Source organism: Bacillus sp. Medicinal_06, from assembly GCF_056711665.1.
Window position 1 is genome coordinate 116,073 of sequence record NZ_JBWYHD010000008.1, and the last position, 19,649, is coordinate 135,721.

Here is a 19,649-nt window from a genome sequence, read left to right on the forward strand (position 1 = left end):
AATAAGGATGAGAATACATCATACCTTTGTATGAAAAAATCCCGATACACAAAGTATCAGGATTTTTTATTTTTTAATAGCGACGCTCCTGCGATCTCAGGATGTGTCATTTCATATGGATCCAAAATAATATCCAACTCTTCAGCTGTTAATACACCATGCTCTAAGCAAAGTTCACGGACTGATTTGCCTGTTTTAATTGCCTCACGTGCAATACTAGAAGCTGCTTCATATCCAATATGAGGGTTCACTGCCGTAATAATACCAACACTTTTCTCAACATATTGTTTTAACAACTCTTCATTTGCAGTAATCCCTTTAATACAGTACTCACGGTATACGCGGAATGCATTATTCATTATACTAATGGATTGAATTAAATTAAATACTAACACTGGCTCCATTACATTTAGTTCTAATTGTCCTGCTTCTGATGCTAAACATATTGTATGATCATTTCCGATCACTTGGAAGGCAACTTGGTTAATAACTTCTGCCATAACTGGATTTACTTTTCCCGGCATAATAGATGATCCAGGTTGACGAGCTGGTAATTGAATTTCAGCTAATCCAACACGTGGACCAGATGCCATAATACGCAAGTCATTTGCAATTTTAGACATATTCATCATGCATACTTTTAAAGCTGCTGATACTTCGGTATACGCATCTGTATTTTGCGTTGCATCCACTAAATGTTCGGCGCCAACAAGCGGAAACCCACTAATGCTGCATAAATGTTTTACAACCTGCTTAATATAAGTTGGATTTGCATTTAAACCTGTTCCAACAGCTGTCGCTCCCATATTTACTTCGTATAAATGTTGACGAGATTGTTTTATTCGCTTTATATCACGTTCAAGCACACGACTATAGGCTTCAAACTCTTGACCAAGTCGAATGGGAACTGCATCTTGCAAATGTGTACGTCCCATTTTAATTACATGATCAAATTCTTTTGCCTTATCAGCAAACGCATGATGAAGTGCATCCATTGTAATAAGAAGCTCTTCTAACATTATAAGCGTCGCAATATGAATTCCTGTCGGAAAAGCATCATTTGTTGATTGTGCCATGTTCACATGTGTATTTGGACTAATTATTGCATAATTTCCCTTTTCATAACCTAATCGTTCTAATGCACGGTTTGCAATAACTTCATTTGTATTCATATTAATGGAAGTTCCTGCCCCGCCTTGAATGGGATCTACAATAAACTGCTCATAAAACTTTCCATCAATAATTTCCTGAGCTGCTTCTACAATTTCTTTCCCAATATTCTCTTGCAAATAACCTGTCTCCATATTTGCAAGTGCCGCAGCTTTTTTAACCATTGCCATTGCTTGAATTAATGACCCATGAATACGATATCCTGTAATAGGAAAATTCTCTACAGCACGTAATGTTTGAACACCATAATAAGCTGCATGTGGCACTTCTTTTTCACCTAAAAAATCTTTTTCTATACGTACGTCTTTCGTTGCTATCATTTTTTATCACCTATACTTTTCATTCTAATCGATGACCTAAAAACATTTTCTATGAAAATATAATTTTGTGAGATATATATTTTCATATCCTTCTTCACTATAGTCACCTTTCTTGAAAGCGCAAACATTATTACTTTTTTACCAAATCACCTATTTAAATTTGAACCGGTGGGAATTCCCCCTTCCCACTGATTTATAAAGGTTAGGCAATTGCTGGATCTTCTTCTTCAACTTTCTTTATTTCCACCCGTTTAATTTGATGCATATCTTTTTCGAGAACTTTGAACATCCAACCATTTGTCTCAATAATATCTCCCTCAGTAATGATTTGTTTTTGCATCATAATCCAACCACCAATTGTGTCTACATCATCAGCAATTAAATGTAAACCGAGCAAGTCATTCACTTCACTAATGAGTACTTTTCCATCAAGGATTTTATATGTTTCACTTATATGTTCAATAGGAGGGTATTCATCTTCATCATATTCATCACGAATTTCACCAACAATTTCCTCCAAAATATCTTCAAGCGTTACAATTCCTGCCGTTCCTCCATATTCATCATATAAAACTGCAAGTGGAATGCGTCTTTTTTGCATTTGCAATAATAAATCATGAATTGGGATGTTTTCCAATACTTCAATAACAGGTCTTGTATAAGGAACAATGGAGCATTCTTCATTTCGACCACCATCCATATAACGAATAAATAAGTCTTTTACATTAACCATCCCAATAATCTCATCTTTATCTTCTCCAAATACAGGATACCTTGTATACTTTTCTTGCCCAATCACTTTGATATGTGTCTCAAACGGTTCATCTTCATATAAACCGACAATTTCAGTACGCGGAACCATAATTTCTTTTGCTATCCGGTTATCGAATTCAAAAATATTATTTACATATTTAAACTCAGCCTGATTGATTTCTCCGCTTTCATAACTCTCTGATAAAATAAGTCTTAATTCCTCTTCTGAATGTGCAACTTCATGCTCAGAAGCTGGGGACAATCCAAATATACCTGTCACCAGGCGAGCAGAACCATTTAGAGTCCAAATAAATGGATACATAATCCGGTAAAAATAAATGAGCGGCCTGGATAGTAATAAGCTTACTTGTTCTGCTTTTTGAATAGCAAATGTTTTTGGTGCTAACTCTCCAATCACAACATGCAAAAATGTAATAACAGCAAATGCAATAATAAAGGAAACTGTACTCGCAATTGTAGGTGAAATTTCAATTTTTAAAAATAACGGCTCTAACAAATGCTTTATTGTCGGTTCACCTAACCATCCTAGTCCTAAAGCTGTAATTGTAATTCCGAGCTGACACGCTGATAAATATTCGTCCAAATTCGAAATCACTTTCTTAGCTGCTAGTGCCCCTCGTTTCTTTTCTCCTACAAGTTGATCAATACGACTACTACGAACTTTTATAATCGCAAATTCGATTGCCACAAAAAAACCAGTTAATGCAATGAGAATAACAACCATGATTAATTTCGCAATTTCCAAAGAACACCTTTAGCTTTTTCTTAGCTAAAGTTACACCTCCTTTTTAAAAGAAGTTTTCTCTCCATCAAAGTAGCTGATTGAATGGAAAACGAATGGAAGCTTCACTTTGTTCTTATTTTCTTCATTTGTCCAAAAGCAAACCTATATAAAATTCCCCAATTTTCAATCCTCATATAATTCTAACGGTAAACCATCCGGATCTTGGAAAAATACAAATCGTCTCCCTGTTATTTCATCAACACGTATTGGTTCCGTATCTACTCCGCATTGATTTAAATGTCTAACTGCCTCTTGTATATCTGTAACTGCAAATGCTAAATGTCTCAGACCAGCTGCTTCTGGAAAACTTTGGCGCTTTGGGGGATTTGGAAATGAAAATAACTCAATTTGATACTGCCCTCCTACACATAAATCTAATTTATAAGAATCCCTTTCTTTCCTGTAAACTTCATTTAACACATTAAATCCTAAAATTTCAGTATAGAAGTTTTTAGATGTTTTGTAGTCAGAACAAATGATTGCAACATGATGCATTCCAGATATATTCACGCTCTACTTCATTCCTCTCTTTACCAAACATGCATATTCTCCCTCGAAATGAAAAACCTATGTAACAGAATATCTCTTTTAGGAGGCTAATTATGCGATTTGTTACTTTTTTTCTCGGTCTTGTTGTTGTTTTCTTTCTTGCCTACATCGCAAGTAATAATAAAAAGCATATTAAATTCAAACCGATTTTCATTATGCTTATTATACAGTTAATTTTAACCTATTTACTACTAAATACAGAAATTGGTCTCATACTCGTAACCATGATTTCTAATTTATTTACGAAATTATTGGACTACGCTGCATCTGGGATAAACTTTGTATTTGGTGGGATTGCAAATAAAGGAGAAATGCCGTTTTTCATCAATGTACTGTTACCAATTGTCTTTATTTCTGTCTTAATTGGTATCTTACAGCACTTCAAAATACTCCCATTCTTTATTCGCTGGATTGGTTTTTTTCTCAGCAAAATAAACGGACTTGGCAAGCTAGAATCTTATAACGCTGTCGCCTCTGCTATTGTAGGTCAATCAGAAGTATTTATTACCGTAAAAAAACAGCTTGCCCAAATTCCCAAACATCGCCTATATACACTTTGCGCTTCCGCTATGTCAACTGTATCCATGTCAATCGTCGGGGCTTATATGACAATGATTGAGCCCAAATATGTAGTAACCGCTCTCGTTTTAAATTTATTTAGTGGTTTTATTATCGTACTCATTATTAATCCATATAAGGTTAAAGAAGAAGAGGATATTTTAGAAATTAAAGGCGAAAAACAAACCTTTTTTGAGATGCTTGGAGAATATATTCTAGATGGATTTCGCGTTGCTATTGTGGTTGGTGCCATGTTGATTGGATTTGTTGCCTTAATTAGCTGTATTAATGATTTATTCCATCTTATTTTTGGAATTACATTTCAACAGTTACTTGGTTATGTTTTCTCTCCTATCGCTTTTCTTATTGGTGTGCCCGGTAACGAAATTGTCACTGCAGGAAGCATTATGGCTACAAAGCTTGTAACGAATGAATTTGTAGCCATGATGGATCTCAGCAAGCTTGCAAATAGCCTCTCTCCTCGTACGGTAGGCATTATTTCCGTTTTTCTTGTATCCTTTGCCAACTTCTCTTCTATCGGAATTATTTCCGGTGCTGTTAAAGGATTAAATGAAGAACAAGGTAATGTTGTTGCTCGTTTCGGTTTAAAACTGTTGTACGGTGCAACACTCGTCAGCATTTTATCTGCAATTATTGTAAGCATTATGCTATAAGGAGGTAAAATTTAATCCTTTCCTTATTCATCCTTTTTGTATACAATACGAATAGATGTCTCATAAATAATCGAGACATCTATTTTTTATACATGTACAACGATATCTAGCGTACAATGTCCTTTATGTGTCTCATTTACACATTATAAGAAATATACAAATTGAATGATTTAAAGGAGAACTAAACAATGAACTCAGACTTAGAAAACAATAATAGAACCTCAAAGAGGCGATTTAAAAAAAGACGCCTACTATGGTTTGTTCTCATTCCGTTACTCATTGTAACAATTGGCGGTGGAAGCTATTCTTTCCACATATACAGTAAAGCAAAATCAATTATAAATAATGCCTATTCTAAACTAGATAGAGGCGATAAATCCGATAAACGAGAAAAAGCTGTTAAGCCGATGACCGATAATGTTTCTGTCCTGATTATGGGGGTTGATGAAAGTGATCTTCGCGAAAAATCTTATGGTAAAGCAACACGCACAGATGCATTATTACTTGCCACAATCAATAAAAATGATAAATCAGTAAAGCTTGTTAGCATACCACGTGACTCACGTGTGTATATTAAATCCCGTGATAAACAAGATAAAATCACACACGCTCACGTATTTGGAGGCGTAGATAGTACAATTGATACAGTTGAGAACTTTTTAAATGTTCCTGTTGACTATTATGTTAAATTTAACTTTAAATCCTTTATAAAAATTGTCGATTCTCTGGGTGGCATCGATGTAGATGTTCCTGTTGAATTTACAGAGCAAAATAGTAAGGACGAACCAGGTGCAATTCACCTTAAAAAAGGACGTCAACATTTAAATGGTGAAGAAGCACTTGCTTTAGCAAGAACTCGTCATATCGATAGCGATTATATGCGCGGTCAGCGCCAACAGCTTATTTTAGAAGCAATTGCTCAAAAAGCGTTATCTATCAACTCCATTAATAAAATTGGTAGCCTATTAGATGCTGTTGATCGTGATTTAAAAACAAACTTAACTTTTGATGACATGATGACAATTACAAAGAACACTATGGGCTCAAACTTAAAAATGGATAAACTGCAAGTAAAAGGTGAAGATAAATATATAGGTGGTACTTACTACTACATTCCGGATAAAAAAAGCGTACAAGATATAACTACAACAGTACAACAACATCTCGGTGTCACGAATAAAACAGAGCACAAAAAATTATAATAAAAAGGCTGCTAGGATTTTTCCAGCAGTCTTTTTATTATAATTTTCAACAAAATACTTCCATTTTCTTACGCAAATAATGACAAAAAGAGACAAATGTTACAGAATTGTAACGTTTTTTATAAAAACATTACACCGATAAGGAAAATAATAGTATACTAGTACATACATAATACTATTTTTATCATTCATACATAAAAAACGAATACATATGACCTTATACATTAACTTTTTGGGGGGAAGTAAATGAAGCTACGTAAATTACTTATTGGTTCTGCTGTCACTGGTGGAATATTACTATGTGCAGGTGGGATTGGTGGTTATCAATACGTCTCTAAATTAAATAAACAGCTCGATACAAATGTATTACCACATACTACATTTGAAGGCACTTCTCTTGATGGTAAAAGTAAAAAAGATGTCCAAAAAATTATTCAACAAAAAATTGATGAATCCAATAAAAAGTCCCTTAACTATGCATTCCAAGGTAAGACACAAACTTATACGTGGAAAGATTTAGGTATTGAATATAAGGAAAAAGACATTGTAGAAAAAATCTTTAAAGAACAAAAAGGGAACATTATGGATCGCTATAAAATGCGAAAACAAGCTGAAAATGGTGAGCTGAAACGTGAATATAAATTAACACCAACGCTAAATCCAACAGCTTATGAAATCTTTATAAAAGAAAAATATAATGAAACCTTAAAAGAACCTGTAAATGCTGAATTAAGTGTTTCAGGGACAACAGTAAATATTAGTCAAAGTCACAATGGTGAAAAAGTCGATAAAGAAAAATTAAAACAATTAACAGCAAAAGCAATTACTGCTGGTACACAAGATATTGAGCTGCCAATTGCCTCCATAAAACCAGAACGCTCTACAGAAGATATACAAAATATGGGGATTACAGAAGTTATTGCTGAATATTCTACTCCTATGGCTGGTCGAAATGGCAACCAATCCTTTAATGTAAACAAGTCTGCAAACACTTTAAGTGGTGCAATCGTGGCACCCGATGAAACATTTAGCTTTAATGGACGCGTCGGTATTACCGATGCAGCCCATGGTTATAAATCTGCTGCTGTATTTTCACAAGGTAAAGTGATCCAAAGTGCTGGGGGCGGCGTTTGCCAAGTGAGTAGTACTCTATATGGAGCAGCATTACGTGCTGACTTAGGAGTTGTTGCTCGTAGTAACCATTCTATGCCTGTTAACTATTTACCACTTGGTCAAGATGCTGCTGTAGCAGATTATGGTCCAGATTTAAAATTTAAAAATAATACCGGAAAGCATATTTATATTCAAGCATTTTCTAATGGCAGTAGCATAACTACACGTATTTTCGGCACACCTACTGGCAAGAATGTAGAAGTTTCATCAAAAGTAATTAGTAATACGGAAAATAAAATTACTGCTGTCACTTATAAAAAGGTAACACAAAACGGTCAAGTTATATCAAATGGCCAAATTTCAAAAAGTGTATACAAAAAGGCGTGATTATTCACGCCTTTTTGTTTTGCAATACATGTATAAATGTCTGTATATGTTCTCTGGTCTCTTCTAATGACCATATACGATTTCCTTGTTTAGTTGCCAATAAACAACCGTCTTCCCAAGAATTTTCCTTTTGTATATGTAATAACTCATGTTGTAATTTCGCAATCGTTTCTTGATCCTCTTGCTCTAAAAACTCCGTCATTACATCTATAATCTCTTCCTCATGTACACTTAACGTACAATATGCTTTTAGGAAATATTGAAATGTCGGATACATGTTACTCTCCCTTTCTTATTTATCAGATGGATAGGAAGTAATGATTTTAAATCCTAATGTTCCTGACTTATCTCGTGCTAAGACAGTGATCGTATTTATCAGCTTATCTTTCACACTCATATCTTTCTTTAATACTGTTTTTCCAACAGGAAATGAATGCTTCGTATTTAATACGAGACGATTTTCTTTGGAATTCTTTAACCAATTCTCAATTTCCTGCTCATGTTGCTTTAAACTATCTTTAACAGCTTTGGTTGCCACTTCTTTATCGTAGTATGTACTTGCTGCGGATACTTTATCTGTGCGTAATCGTTTTTTTAGATCCTCTTCTGTCTTTCCTACATGACGTTCTATCGTATGACCATTTTTAGGTGGCCCTTCCATTTCGTCTAAAATATTATCATTTATTTTCTCTACTGATGTTGAATTACTTCCTTTTGAACTTTCTTTTTTCTGCTCTTGTCCTGCACACCCACTTAAAACAAGAATCATCGCAAGTAAGCTGCTCAAAAAAATACTCCATAATCGTTTCATCAAATCACCTCTTTCATGATTATTATCGGAACTTCATCAAAAGTCAATTTTGGATAGAAAAGCATGTAGCATTCTAAAATTCTACATGCTTTTTCTTATTTTTTCATATTGCTTCCCATTCACAGAACCATTTTCTCTAGCTGAGAGCCATAATCTATGCAATAAACCTTTTATTTAAGGGGTATATTTAATAAATTTTAAAAAAACCTTATTTTAATAACATTTACACACTTAAAATATACCCCTATTTTTATATACCATATACCCATAAAGGGTATAAAGGTTCATTTTTATCACTATATGTAAATTTAATCCATATTTTCTCCACGGATTAAGCTTTTACATGCCTTCATTTTTACTGCACTTTAAAGTTAGCGTGTTACTGCCCTAAAATAGCGAGATAAAAGCATTCATTTTAAGTAAAAATCTACGCTTGCCTATATTGATTAAATATGGTGTAATGCTAAAAAAGACAAAGGACTATAATGATATGCAAGAACTGATTCATGATGTACTTACAGAACATTACACGCTAGCAATTCCACTTAGTATTCTATTTAATATCATCATTAGCTTTGCTGGTTTCATTCCAAGTATTTTTCTAACTGCAATCAACATACAACTTTTCGGTTTAACAGCTGGAACAATCATTTCGATCGCAGGCGAAGCATTAGGGGCCATTATTTCTTTTTATTTCTATCGGTTAGGTCTTCAGAAATTCGCACAAAACAAGATAAATCATTACCCAAGGGTAGAGAAACTCCTTTATGTTCAAGGAAAAGAAGCTTTTTTGCTCGTTTTATCATTCCGCTTCGTTCCCTTTATTCCATCAAGTATTGTTACTTTATTCGCATCTTTAGGGAAAATGTCCCTACTCTCTTTCAGTATTGCCAGTACACTAGGAAAAATCCCAGCTTTACTCATTGAAGTGTATTCGGCATATCATGTTATGAATGGAACAAATGAAGCAAAGTGGATTATAACAATTGCAGGTTGTATCGGGTTATTGTATATATGGAGAAAGTGGAAGAAAAAATAAAAAAAAGGGAGCATTCGCTCCCTTTTTTTATTTTTATATTATGAAGAAATCTTATTTTACACCAACTGCATCATACGATTGTTTCACCGCTGTAACCTCAGCAGAACTTGCACCATATAAATCTGCTGCAGCTTGTACTAAACCAGCACGAGCTTGACTAAATGTAGTAGATTCAGTGAAATATAACGTATTTGCACGATAATAGATTGCTCCTACTTTATCTTTACCAATACCGTTCACTGTTACACCATAATGTGTACCACCATTTGCTAGTAAATAAGCCGCTTTATTAATAATTCCACTGTTCGTATGAACACCACCATTATCACTTGAACCTGTGTAACGCTTAGAATAGTGATCTGGATCGCCATATTTCGCCGGATTACTCATAGAACGAAGTGCATCCCCTGCTGTACCAGGTGTGTAAATGTCTTCTCCTACTTCCCAATCCGGATTGCGATTGTCATAGTACTCTACTAAAGTACCAAAAACATCAGAAATCGCTTCATTTAATGCACCTGACTCATTTTGGTAAATAAGATTTGAGCTATATTCTGTAACCGCATGTGTTAATTCATGTCCAATTACATCTAATCCACCGGATAAGGCAGTAAATGTATAACCATCTCCATCTCCATATACCATTTGCGAGCCATTCCAGAATGCATTATTATAACCACTACTGTAATGAACCGTTGATTTTAACGGTGCTCCAGCGTCATTAAATGAATTACGATTGAACGTCTTTTTATAATAATCATATGTTACTCCCGCATAGTAATGAGCATCTACTGCTGCTGCATCACGGCTTGCATTGAAAACGTTATCTGTATCGGCCCACAACGTTCCTGGTAACGTAGTACGATTCTTCGCATCATATGTGAAAATCTGCGCTCCACGCGTATTATCTTGCAAATAATAAGAAGATCCAGATAACGTTGTATTAATAGATTTTGTATCTCCTAATACCCCTTTACCTGTTCCAACTTTATTTGTTCCTGTTACAGGTTTTATAACTGCTTTTCCCTCTTGCTTTACAGCTTCTTTATTAAGCGGTGATTTATCTTCACCTGTTACGTGATCAATTGTGTTGTATTTATTTAACACGTTACCGCTATCTGCTTCAATGAAATAATAATAGTTTCCTGGTTTTGGTTCTAAAAAGTTTAATTTCACAACATATGCATAAGTTGTGTCTTCACCGTTTTGATATACATATAAATCTGCTGATGGCTCTACCTCATACTTTGGTGTTAACCCTAGATCTTGCTGTGCAATTTCAATCGCTTTTTTACCTTCAATCTTATTTTTATTTTTTAACTTTTCTTTTTTGTCTAGATCAGGCACAACGGTTCCAGATAGTACTTTCAATGAACCATCTTTACTAACATGGGCTAGTTGAGTAGACCCCCATACTGGTGTGCCTTCATACATTTGTTGCATACGTACCACTGTTGCATTCGTTACAGAATCCTTTTTCACTTGCTTCACTTTGAAAGAATCCTCTGCACTCTTTTCCCCTAGCTTATACTCCCCTTTTGCTGCATTTAAATAATCAAACACAACAGACTCCGCTTTCTTTCCAGTTGCTCCAGTTAAATCACCAGAGATAAATTCAGGTGACTGTACTGCTTCGTTGTACTTTTTCGTAGAGAGCACATTCTTAGAATCTGCAAACGCAGAGCTTGTCCCTCCAAACGTTGTAACTGCCATTCCTGCCGCTAACGCAAATGCTAAACTCTTCTTTTTCATATAACCTTCCCCCTAATAAAAATTTTTTTTGAAAAAGAGTAGTTTTATATTAGCATTAGATTTCCATTATTAATATACTAAAAATTCAAAAAGTTCATTTCTCAAGTTTTGTAGAATTTTGGAGAACAATTATTGAGAAAGGCCCTTTCCGTTTTGGAAAGGGCCTTTCTCAATTGTTATTATAGGTTTACTGATTGAGATGAATTAACTTCTTGACCATAATTATCTGGCTTCCAAGCATACTGCACATCGAATACTACCGCTAAAATCGCCACCATTACAAATGTTCCTAAAATCACTTTTTTCATCCTATAACTCCTCCTTCTTCTTCTAACAACATAATCGCTAATTTATAATATCGATTACTTTCTTTAAATTCCAATGATTCTTCGAAGTATTCCGCTAGCTCTAAATATACTTTCTTTAAATCCTTAACATTCTTTTCGTTTTTAAAGAAAGGCACTGCTTCCATTTCCAAAAACCGCTTATATACTTCTTTTTTCTCAAAATATTTATATTGTAGCATTAATAACAGGTACAATATACTTTTATACCTATCTTCTTTTCTTGCAGCCGAAATACCTTTTTCAATCCAGCCTCTCGCCTCTTCAAACTCCTTTAACTGAACACACTGCAGAGAAATTTCATACATGGCATCAATATAATTTAAATCTTCTTCTTCTTTATACTGGAGACTCTTCAAATAATATTCTTTTGCTTTTGCATAATTATTTTGACGATAATATAAATAACCAATATTATTTAAAGCAATCGACATGATATTATCTTTATCTGCAAAAGAATCTGCCTCTCTCAAAATATGATTAAAAATCCCCATAGCCTCACTGTACTGTGTTTTCCGTATATAACTAAAAGCTATTAAAAGTTGACAATTAATTACATGTCGAAACTTATATTCATTTCGAAATCCTTCTAACGCAACATTAGCAAAATACAATGTCATATGATCAATTTCTATCTGACTGTACGTGAGTGCTAAATTATAATATATTCCTGTTTCATAATATCCTTGTTCTTTTGCCATAGATTCTGTTTTTAGTAAGTACTCCAGTGCCTGTTTATATTTATACTGCAAAGAATACAGCAAACCTTTACTATACGTATACAACAACTTCTGAAACGGAGAATACTTCTTATACATCTTCTTTAATTTCTCTAGTTCTTCTTCAAGCGCCGGAAGATCTCTTTTCATAATCAAATAACGTGTATACAGCAGATTATAATAATTTATAATTTCAAAATCTGAAACTTGTTGCATCTCATCCTGTAATTCGTTATATATGCGTTCAACCTGCCCTTTGTCCAAATGGACTAATGCGTTTAGCCAATCATCTAACTTCTCTTTCACATCTTCTTCCACATCTCTCAAATCCGACACAGCAATCTCTAACCTCGCGCAGAGCAGCTGCAAAATTTCCTCCGATGCTTCTATCTTTCCATTTTCAATCTTACTTAAATATGAGACGGAACAAATGCCCTGACATAATTCTTCTTGTGTCATTTTTTGCTGTAATCGCTTATAAAAAACTTGTTTGCCAATTTTCTCTAGTGTTTGTTGCATTGCCCTCCTCCATTCTCATTTACCCTCACTACTTTAATAATACATAAAAATCAGAAAAATATAAATTAATAAATGTAAATTTTCTAAAGAATTTTTCATTTATCAACTTCATTTCCCTCTCTTCAATTAATTTTTATGCTAAAAAAATCTGCTGAACTGCCTAAACTTTGAGTTTTCCCTATTCAATAACCATTAATTATCATTATTTATCTTTTTAATATAATAAACGAAAAAAATTCTCTTCTTATTAAGATCGCCTCCTTTGGCATAAACTAGTAAAAATTGTTATACTATAACAAAATTACGGAGGTGTTTTCGCAATGAATCATTATAAAGACGATAGTTACGCCTTACATACAGATTTATATCAAATCAACATGGCTTATACATATTGGAAAGACGGTATTCATAATCGCCGCTCTGTTTTTGATTTATATTTCCGGAAGCTTCCATTCAAAAATGGTTATGCTGTTTTTGCTGGTCTTGAAAAAATTATAGAATACATAGAGAATTTTCTTTTTACTGATAGTGACATCACTTATTTAAAAGAATTGGAGTTCGAGGAGGAATTTCTGCATTATTTACAAAACATGAAGTTTACGGGAACAATTCGCAGTATGCAAGAAGGAGAGGTTGTTTTTAATAACGAACCATTACTACGTGTTGACGCTCCTCTTGGTGAAGCTCAAATTATTGAAACCGCTTTGTTAAACATTGTGAATTACCAAACATTAATCGCTACAAAAGCTGCTCGTATGAAACATGCAGCAGACAATGATGAACTATTAGAATTTGGCACTCGTCGTGCTCACGAATTCGACGCTGCCCTATGGGGTACACGCGCAGCCTTTATTGGTGGTTTTTCTTCTACTAGCAACGTCCGTGCTGGAAAACGATTTGGTATTCCTGTTGCTGGGACGCATGCTCATTCTTTTGTCCAAGCTTATCGTGATGAATATGTTGCATTTACAAAATACGCCGAAACACATAAGAAATGTGTTTTTCTCGTTGATACATATGATACGTTAAAATCCGGTGTACCAAATGCGATTCGCGTTGCTAAAGAATTCGGCGACCACATTGATTTTTATGGTATTCGTCTTGATAGCGGTGATATGGCTTATTTATCAAAAGAGGCACGAAAACTACTTGACGCAGCTGGATTTACCAATACAAAAATTATCGCTTCTAGCGATTTAGATGAATATACAATTATGCATTTAAAATCCCAAGGAGCAAAAATTGATGTATGGGGCATTGGAACAAAGCTCATCACTTCCTTTGAACAACCTGCATTAGGTGCTGTTTATAAATTAGTTGCGATTGAAGATGAGAATGGGACACTAAACGATACAATCAAAATTTCTTCCAATCCTGAAAAGATTACAACACCTGGGTTAAAACGTGTATATCGCATTATTAATCGCGTCAACGGACACTCCGAAGGGGATTATATTGCGCTAGAAACTGAAGTACCAGAGCAGGAGGAACGTTTAAAAATGTTCCATCCTGTCCATACATACATCAGTAAATTTGTCACAAATTTTGAAGCAAAAGAACTACACCATACTATTTTCGTAAAAGGTAAACGCACATATAAACTGCCTGAAATACAAAATATTCAGCAGTATGCACATGATAGTTTACATGTATTTTGGGAAGAATATAAACGAACTCTTAATCCTGAAGAATACCCGGTCGATTTAAGCCAAGAATGCTGGGATCATAAAATGAATTATATTCAAACTGTGCGGAATCAGGTTTCAAATAATATTCAAAAATAAAAAGAAATACAATTGTTATCAAGATCTAAATTTAAAAATATTTTTAAAAAATAAAGACTCTAACATATTGTATATGACTAATATGTTAGAGTCTTTTGTTTTATTAGTAGTACAGTTCGAATAGTGTTGATTTTTATACCAAAGTAAAAAAACTTTCCCGTAAACGAGAAAGGTTCTAACGCCTCCAAGATTGGAAGCTTGTTCGAATATTGATACCATGTAGAGTGGAGATGTTTGTACGTATAAGGCAAACTATACATATATATCTCATATATCATATGCTAAGTAAAACCATATGGTTTGGACATGTTGCGTGAACTTCCGATAAAGTAAAACTTTAATCAGTGGGAGATGAAGAAAAACCCCACTGATTATTAGCCCTCACCAATCAAGCTTTTACGAGCAGTTCATACAGGGTAACACAAGTTTCCAAAGCTTTATTAATCGAAAGGTCTGTTAAAGCGTCGCAAAATACAAATTGTACGTCATTTCTTTCGCTAAATGGACACTTTACGCAAGGCAAGGTAAAACGTCTATTTTTCTGATAAAAAAGCTTAGTATAGGTTTTTTATAAATCTTTCACTCGTAATACACGCATCGCATTCAATACAGCAAGTAGCGTAACACCCACATCGGAGAAAACAGCTTCCCACATTGTTGCAATTCCAAATGCACCAAGTAATAAGACAAGTCCTTTTACACCAAGTGCAAAGATAATATTTTGCCATACAATATTGCGTGTACGTTTGGCAATTTTAACAGCCGTTGCAATTTTAGAAGGTTCATCTGTCATAATGACGATATCTGCTGCTTCAATCGCTGCATCAGACCCTAACCCCCCCATTGCGATTCCAACATCTGCTCTTGCTAATACTGGTGTATCATTAATACCATCACCAACGAAAGCGACTTTTTCTTTTGCTTGTTTTGCCGCATCAATTTTTTCAATTTCTTCTACTTTTTGCTGTGGCAATAATTCAGCATGAACTTCATCTAAACCAAGCTCTTTACCGACAGCTTCTCCAACTAGCTTTGCATCGCCTGTTAGCATAACTGTTTTCTTAATACCAAGTTCTTTTAACTTTTGAATCGCTTGTTTTGAATCTTCTTTTACCTCATCTGAGATAACAATATAACCAGCGTATGCACCATCTACAGCAACATGAACAAGTGTGCCTACTGTTTGTGGTTGCTCAAATGCGATATTTTCTTTTTTCATTAATTTTGCATTACCCGCAAAAATTTCTTTACCCTGTACTTTTACAACTGTACCGTAACCAGAAATTTCACTGTAATCTTCCATGCTATTTTCATCAATTGATTTTCCATATGCAGTTCGAATAGATTGCGCAATTGGATGGTTTGAATAAACCTCTGCAAACGCAGCATATTCAAGGAGTTCTTCTTTTGTTATTTTGCCGTTTGGCTCCATCTTTGTTACCTTGAATACACCTTTTGTTAATGTTCCTGTTTTATCAAACACAATATGTTTCACATCATTTAATGCTTCTAAATAGTTACTACCTTTTACTAAAATACCACTTTTCGATGCTCCGCCAATACCACCAAAGAATCCAAGCGGAATAGATACTACTAACGCACACGGACAAGAAATAACAAGGAATACTAACGCACGATAAATCCAATCTGAGAATGTAGCACCTTCTAAAATAAGAGGGGGAATAAACGCCAATGCTGCTGCTGTAATAACGACAACCGGAGTGTAGTAACGCGCAAATTTCGTAATAAAGTTTTCTGTCGGCGCTTTTCGACTACTTGCATTTTGTACTAAATCTAAAATTTTCGATACTGTGGATTCACCAAATTCTTTTGTTACCTCAATTGTTAATACACCATTTTGATTCACAAAACCACTTAATACATCATTCCCAACTTCTACTTCACGTGGTACAGATTCACCTGTTAATGCTGAAGTGTCTATCATTGATGTTCCTTCAACTACTCTTCCATCTAACGGTACCTTATCACCTGGTTTAACAATGATGTAATCTCCAATTTGTACATCTTCCGGCGAAACTTGTTTTGTTTCATTTCCAACTTTAACGTTGGCATAATCAGGGCGGATATCCATTAACGATGTAATAGATTTTCGAGAACGGTTTACCGCAATGCTTTGGAATAACTCTCCTACTTGGTAAAATAACATAACTGCAACCGCTTCTGAGTATTGTCCGATTGCAAATGCACCAAGTGTCGCAATCGCCATTAAAAAGTTTTCATCAAAAACCTGGCCGCGTGTTATATTTCTCACAGCTCGCCAAACGATATCTCCACCAATTAATAAATATGCGATAACGAAAAGTGGAATAGTCATCATTTGTGGTAATCCTGCAAGTGCAGCGATTCCTGTTAAGACACCACCAATCGCTAAGCGCCATATCATTTTCTTCACATTTCCTTCACCATGATCGTGTCTATGACCATGATCATGTCCTGTTTTTTCTTCACGGACAACTTTTACATCGGGCTCTAACTTTTGAACAATATTTTTTATATCTTGCACCGTCGTTTCGAGCTCTTTTTCGTTTGCCACTTCTATTTTTAGTTTCTTTGATACAAAATCAACAGTCGCATTTGAAACTGTAGGCATTTCTTTTACCTTTGTCTCAATCTTCATTGCACAATTTGCACAATCTAATCCTTCTAATACAAATACTTCTTTTGTAATTTTTGTTTTTTGTTCTTCCTGTACTTTAATATGCGGTTCTAATTTCGTAACAAGTTGTTTCGCCTCATTAACAACATGATTTTCTTTATTTTGCTCTGTTTCTAAAGTCATCGTCTTTGTTGCAAAGTTCACAGAACAAGAGGAAACGCCGTCTAATCCGCTAACGCCTTTTTCAATTTTCATCGCACAATTCGCACAATCTAATCCTTCTAACACAAGTTTCCGTTTCACTAGTGCTTCTGCCATCTTTCTCCCTCCTTGTGCATTTCTTTTTATTCTTCCTCGTTTACATGTTCGAATGCTTGCTCAAAGATACCGATTACGTGATGGTCCGCCAATGAATAATAGACAACCTTTCCCTCTTTACGGTTTTTCACAAGTTTCGCTTGCTTTAATACACGAAGTTGATGAGAAATAGAAGATTGTGTCATACCGAGTAAATAAGCTAAGTCACATACGCACATTTCCGCTTCGAATAAAGCGTGTAAAATCCGTGTCCGCGTACGGTCACCTAATACTTTAAATAACTCCGCTACTTTACTTAAACTTTCATCTGCTGGGATTGTTTGTTTTACTTGATCAACAACTTCTTCATGGATAATTGTTTGAGAACATGATTCTTGGCATGTTTCCACTTTATTTTCAGCCATTATAGCTCACCTCTTTATTTGAACATATGAACAATCATTCATATATCTTATACCTTTATTATATGAGCGCCTATTCATATGTGTCAATAAAATCCTTAATTAATTTTCCGAACATTTTGTTCACATTTCAAAACACATCACTTATTCTCCGCATCCGTTACATTCTTCATACAAAAAGGATGTACGGAAGTTTCCATCCTTTCGTACATCCTTTTTTCTCTACCCTTTAATCAAAAGAAAAAGCCTTGTGCGCTCCCTAGACGCACAAGGCTTACAATTCATTATATCCCTTTAGTTTGCTTTTTCTAAACTATCTTGCGAACTTCCATCTTCTTTTAAATGACTATGTTTTTTCGAATAAACAAAGTATACAACTACTCCGATTGCTAACCAAGCACCGAAGTACATCCATGTCGTTAATGGTAAGTTTACCATTAAGAATAGGCAGCATACGATTGAAATGATCGGTAAAATTGGTACAAGTGGCACCATAAATCCACGTTGTAATTTCGGATGTGTTTTACGAAGGATGATAACTGATACACCAACCATCGCAAATGTTAGTAACGCTCCAATATTCGCTAAATTCGACAATTCTTTTAAATCGATAAATCCAGCAATTAAAGCACTACCAATTCCTGTTAACCAAGTTGAAAATGTTGGTGCTTCTGTCTTTTTGTTAATTTTCGCAAAAGATTCTGGCAATAAACCGTCACGACTCATTGCAAAGAATACACGTGTTGTTGCGTAAATATAAGCAAAGATTACAGCCATGATACCTATTACAGCCCCGACAGCAATTACACCAGCTACTTTATCTTGTCCTACAACTTCTAGTACATAAGCCATTGCTTCTGGTACATCTAGTTCCTTGTAAGAAACCATACCAGTCATAACAAGACAAACTGCAACGTAAATGATTGTACAAATAACTAACGAAGCGATGATACCAATTGGAAGATCACGCTGTGGATTTTTCACTTCTTCTGCTGAAGTTGCTAATGCATCAAAACCTAAGAAAGCAAAGAATACTGCTGCTCCTCCGGCAAAGACTCCACTTAAACCATATGGTGCAAATGGTACCCAGTTTTCTGGTTTTACGTAGAATACACCAACTGCAATAAATAAGATAACAATACTAATTTTGATTAATACCATCGCGTTATTTATACGTTTACTCTCTTTCGTACCACGTGATAACAACCATGTTAATACGAGCGTAATGATTACTGCTGGCAAGTTCACAATACCACCTTGTGATGGAATCGTTAACAGCTCTTTTGGAATTTCTAATCCAAATCCATTCACCAAGTTATTGAAATAACCTGTCCATCCACCAGCTACTGCTGCTGTTGTTACAACGTATACTGATAATAATGTCCATCCCATTAAATGGGCTACAAACTCACCGATTGTTGCATAAGAGTATGTGTATACACTACCTGAAACAGGAAGTGTAGAAGCAACTTCGGCATAACATAATGCTGCAAATCCACAAACAATTGCGGCAATCATAAATGAAAAAATAACTGCTGGACCAGCATCTCTTGCTGCTACTAATCCAGTTAATACTAGAACTCCTGTACCGATTATCGCACCAATTCCTAGCATTGTTAGGTCGAATGCCCCTAAAGTTTTAGACAAAGTCTTACTTTTACTTTCCCCTAACAATTGCGTAACGGATTTCTTTTTAAATAGGTTGGCCACGATGTATGCCCCCTTTTACTAAGAAGAGCTAAGAGGTCTTCTCTCTTAGCTCTTATCATGTTGTATTAAATATTGTTCGATTTTTATTTTGTATTATGCTTCAA

16 protein-coding genes are annotated in these 19,649 nt (G+C 34.9%); 5 read left to right on the top strand and 11 right to left on the bottom strand.

Annotation, left to right across the window (positions count from 1 at the left end):
• Positions 1-56: 56 nt before the first annotated feature.
• The 3 genes from aspA to gloA2 form a co-directional block, all read right to left on the bottom strand.
• Positions 57-1,490: an aspartate ammonia-lyase gene (gene aspA / locus AC1M36_RS19960; RefSeq protein ID WP_336452942.1), complete on the bottom strand. Its 1,434-nt coding sequence runs from the start codon at positions 1,488-1,490 to the stop codon at positions 57-59.
• A gap of 202 nt (positions 1,491-1,692) precedes the next feature.
• Entirely contained in the window at positions 1,693-3,009 is a 1,317-nt protein-coding gene (locus AC1M36_RS19965) for a hemolysin family protein (RefSeq protein ID WP_336452941.1), read from the bottom strand.
• Between the two features lie 162 nt (positions 3,010-3,171).
• Positions 3,172-3,558 (bottom strand): SMU1112c/YaeR family gloxylase I-like metalloprotein, encoded by a 387-nt coding sequence (gloA2, locus tag AC1M36_RS19970; protein WP_336452940.1) that lies wholly within the window; start codon positions 3,556-3,558, stop codon positions 3,172-3,174.
• 92 nt (positions 3,559-3,650) lie between these two features.
• On the opposite strand from gloA2, the gene AC1M36_RS19975 reads away from it, so the two are divergent.
• From AC1M36_RS19975 to AC1M36_RS19985, 3 genes are all read left to right on the top strand, one after another.
• Positions 3,651-4,829 carry a NupC/NupG family nucleoside CNT transporter gene (locus tag AC1M36_RS19975; protein WP_336452939.1) on the top strand — a complete coding sequence of 393 codons (1,179 nt, stop codon included), beginning with the start codon at positions 3,651-3,653 and terminating at the stop codon, positions 4,827-4,829.
• Between the two features lie 188 nt (positions 4,830-5,017).
• On the top strand, positions 5,018-6,031 hold the full coding sequence (locus AC1M36_RS19980) for an LCP family glycopolymer transferase (protein ID WP_336452938.1): 1,014 nt from the start codon (positions 5,018-5,020) through the stop codon (positions 6,029-6,031).
• Between the two features lie 246 nt (positions 6,032-6,277).
• The gene (locus AC1M36_RS19985; protein ID WP_336452937.1) at positions 6,278-7,531 is read left to right on the top strand and encodes a VanW family protein; all 1,254 of its coding nucleotides are present in this window, start codon (positions 6,278-6,280) and stop codon (positions 7,529-7,531) included.
• A gap of 4 nt (positions 7,532-7,535) precedes the next feature.
• Here AC1M36_RS19985 and AC1M36_RS19990 read toward each other — a convergent pair whose 3' ends face one another.
• Both AC1M36_RS19990 and AC1M36_RS19995 read right to left on the bottom strand, forming a co-directional pair.
• Complete coding sequence (locus AC1M36_RS19990) at positions 7,536-7,808, bottom strand: hypothetical protein (RefSeq protein ID WP_336452936.1); 273 nt, start codon at positions 7,806-7,808, stop codon at positions 7,536-7,538.
• A gap of 15 nt (positions 7,809-7,823) precedes the next feature.
• Positions 7,824-8,342, bottom strand: coding sequence for an RNase A-like domain-containing lipoprotein (locus AC1M36_RS19995; protein ID WP_336452935.1), 519 nt, complete (start codon positions 8,340-8,342; stop codon positions 7,824-7,826).
• Between the two features lie 490 nt (positions 8,343-8,832).
• Between AC1M36_RS19995 and AC1M36_RS20000 the strand changes: the two genes are divergently transcribed.
• Positions 8,833-9,381 carry a TVP38/TMEM64 family protein gene (locus AC1M36_RS20000; protein WP_336452934.1) on the top strand — a complete coding sequence of 183 codons (549 nt, stop codon included), beginning with the start codon at positions 8,833-8,835 and terminating at the stop codon, positions 9,379-9,381.
• A gap of 51 nt (positions 9,382-9,432) precedes the next feature.
• On the opposite strand, the gene AC1M36_RS20005 is transcribed toward AC1M36_RS20000, so the two are convergent.
• From AC1M36_RS20005 to AC1M36_RS20015, 3 genes are all read right to left on the bottom strand, one after another.
• A complete protein-coding gene (locus AC1M36_RS20005; RefSeq protein WP_336452933.1) occupies positions 9,433-11,133 on the bottom strand; it encodes a M4 family metallopeptidase in 1,701 nt (566 codons plus the stop codon).
• 179 nt (positions 11,134-11,312) lie between these two features.
• Positions 11,313-11,441, bottom strand: a complete 129-nt coding sequence (locus AC1M36_RS20010) for an NprX family peptide pheromone (RefSeq protein ID WP_336452932.1) — start codon at positions 11,439-11,441, stop codon at positions 11,313-11,315.
• Complete coding sequence (locus tag AC1M36_RS20015; protein ID WP_336452931.1) at positions 11,438-12,715, bottom strand: helix-turn-helix transcriptional regulator; 1,278 nt, start codon at positions 12,713-12,715, stop codon at positions 11,438-11,440. The genes AC1M36_RS20010 and AC1M36_RS20015 overlap by 4 nt, the downstream gene beginning before the upstream one ends.
• A 320-nt stretch (positions 12,716-13,035) precedes the next feature.
• Here AC1M36_RS20015 and AC1M36_RS20020 point away from each other — a divergent pair, with 320 nt between their 5' ends.
• Complete coding sequence (locus AC1M36_RS20020; RefSeq protein ID WP_336452930.1) at positions 13,036-14,499, top strand: nicotinate phosphoribosyltransferase; 1,464 nt, start codon at positions 13,036-13,038, stop codon at positions 14,497-14,499.
• Positions 14,500-15,067: 568 nt separating this feature from the next.
• Here the strand turns inward: AC1M36_RS20020 and AC1M36_RS20025 are convergent.
• From AC1M36_RS20025 to AC1M36_RS20035, 3 genes are all read right to left on the bottom strand, one after another.
• Positions 15,068-17,434 carry a heavy metal translocating P-type ATPase gene (locus tag AC1M36_RS20025; RefSeq protein WP_479846128.1) on the bottom strand — a complete coding sequence of 789 codons (2,367 nt, stop codon included), beginning with the start codon at positions 17,432-17,434 and terminating at the stop codon, positions 15,068-15,070.
• A gap of 26 nt (positions 17,435-17,460) precedes the next feature.
• Positions 17,461-17,838 carry an ArsR/SmtB family transcription factor gene (locus AC1M36_RS20030; RefSeq protein ID WP_336452928.1) on the bottom strand — a complete coding sequence of 126 codons (378 nt, stop codon included), beginning with the start codon at positions 17,836-17,838 and terminating at the stop codon, positions 17,461-17,463.
• A gap of 291 nt (positions 17,839-18,129) precedes the next feature.
• Positions 18,130-19,545: an amino acid permease gene (locus AC1M36_RS20035; protein WP_336452927.1), complete on the bottom strand. Its 1,416-nt coding sequence runs from the start codon at positions 19,543-19,545 to the stop codon at positions 18,130-18,132.
• Between the last annotated feature and the right edge of the window lie 104 nt (positions 19,546-19,649).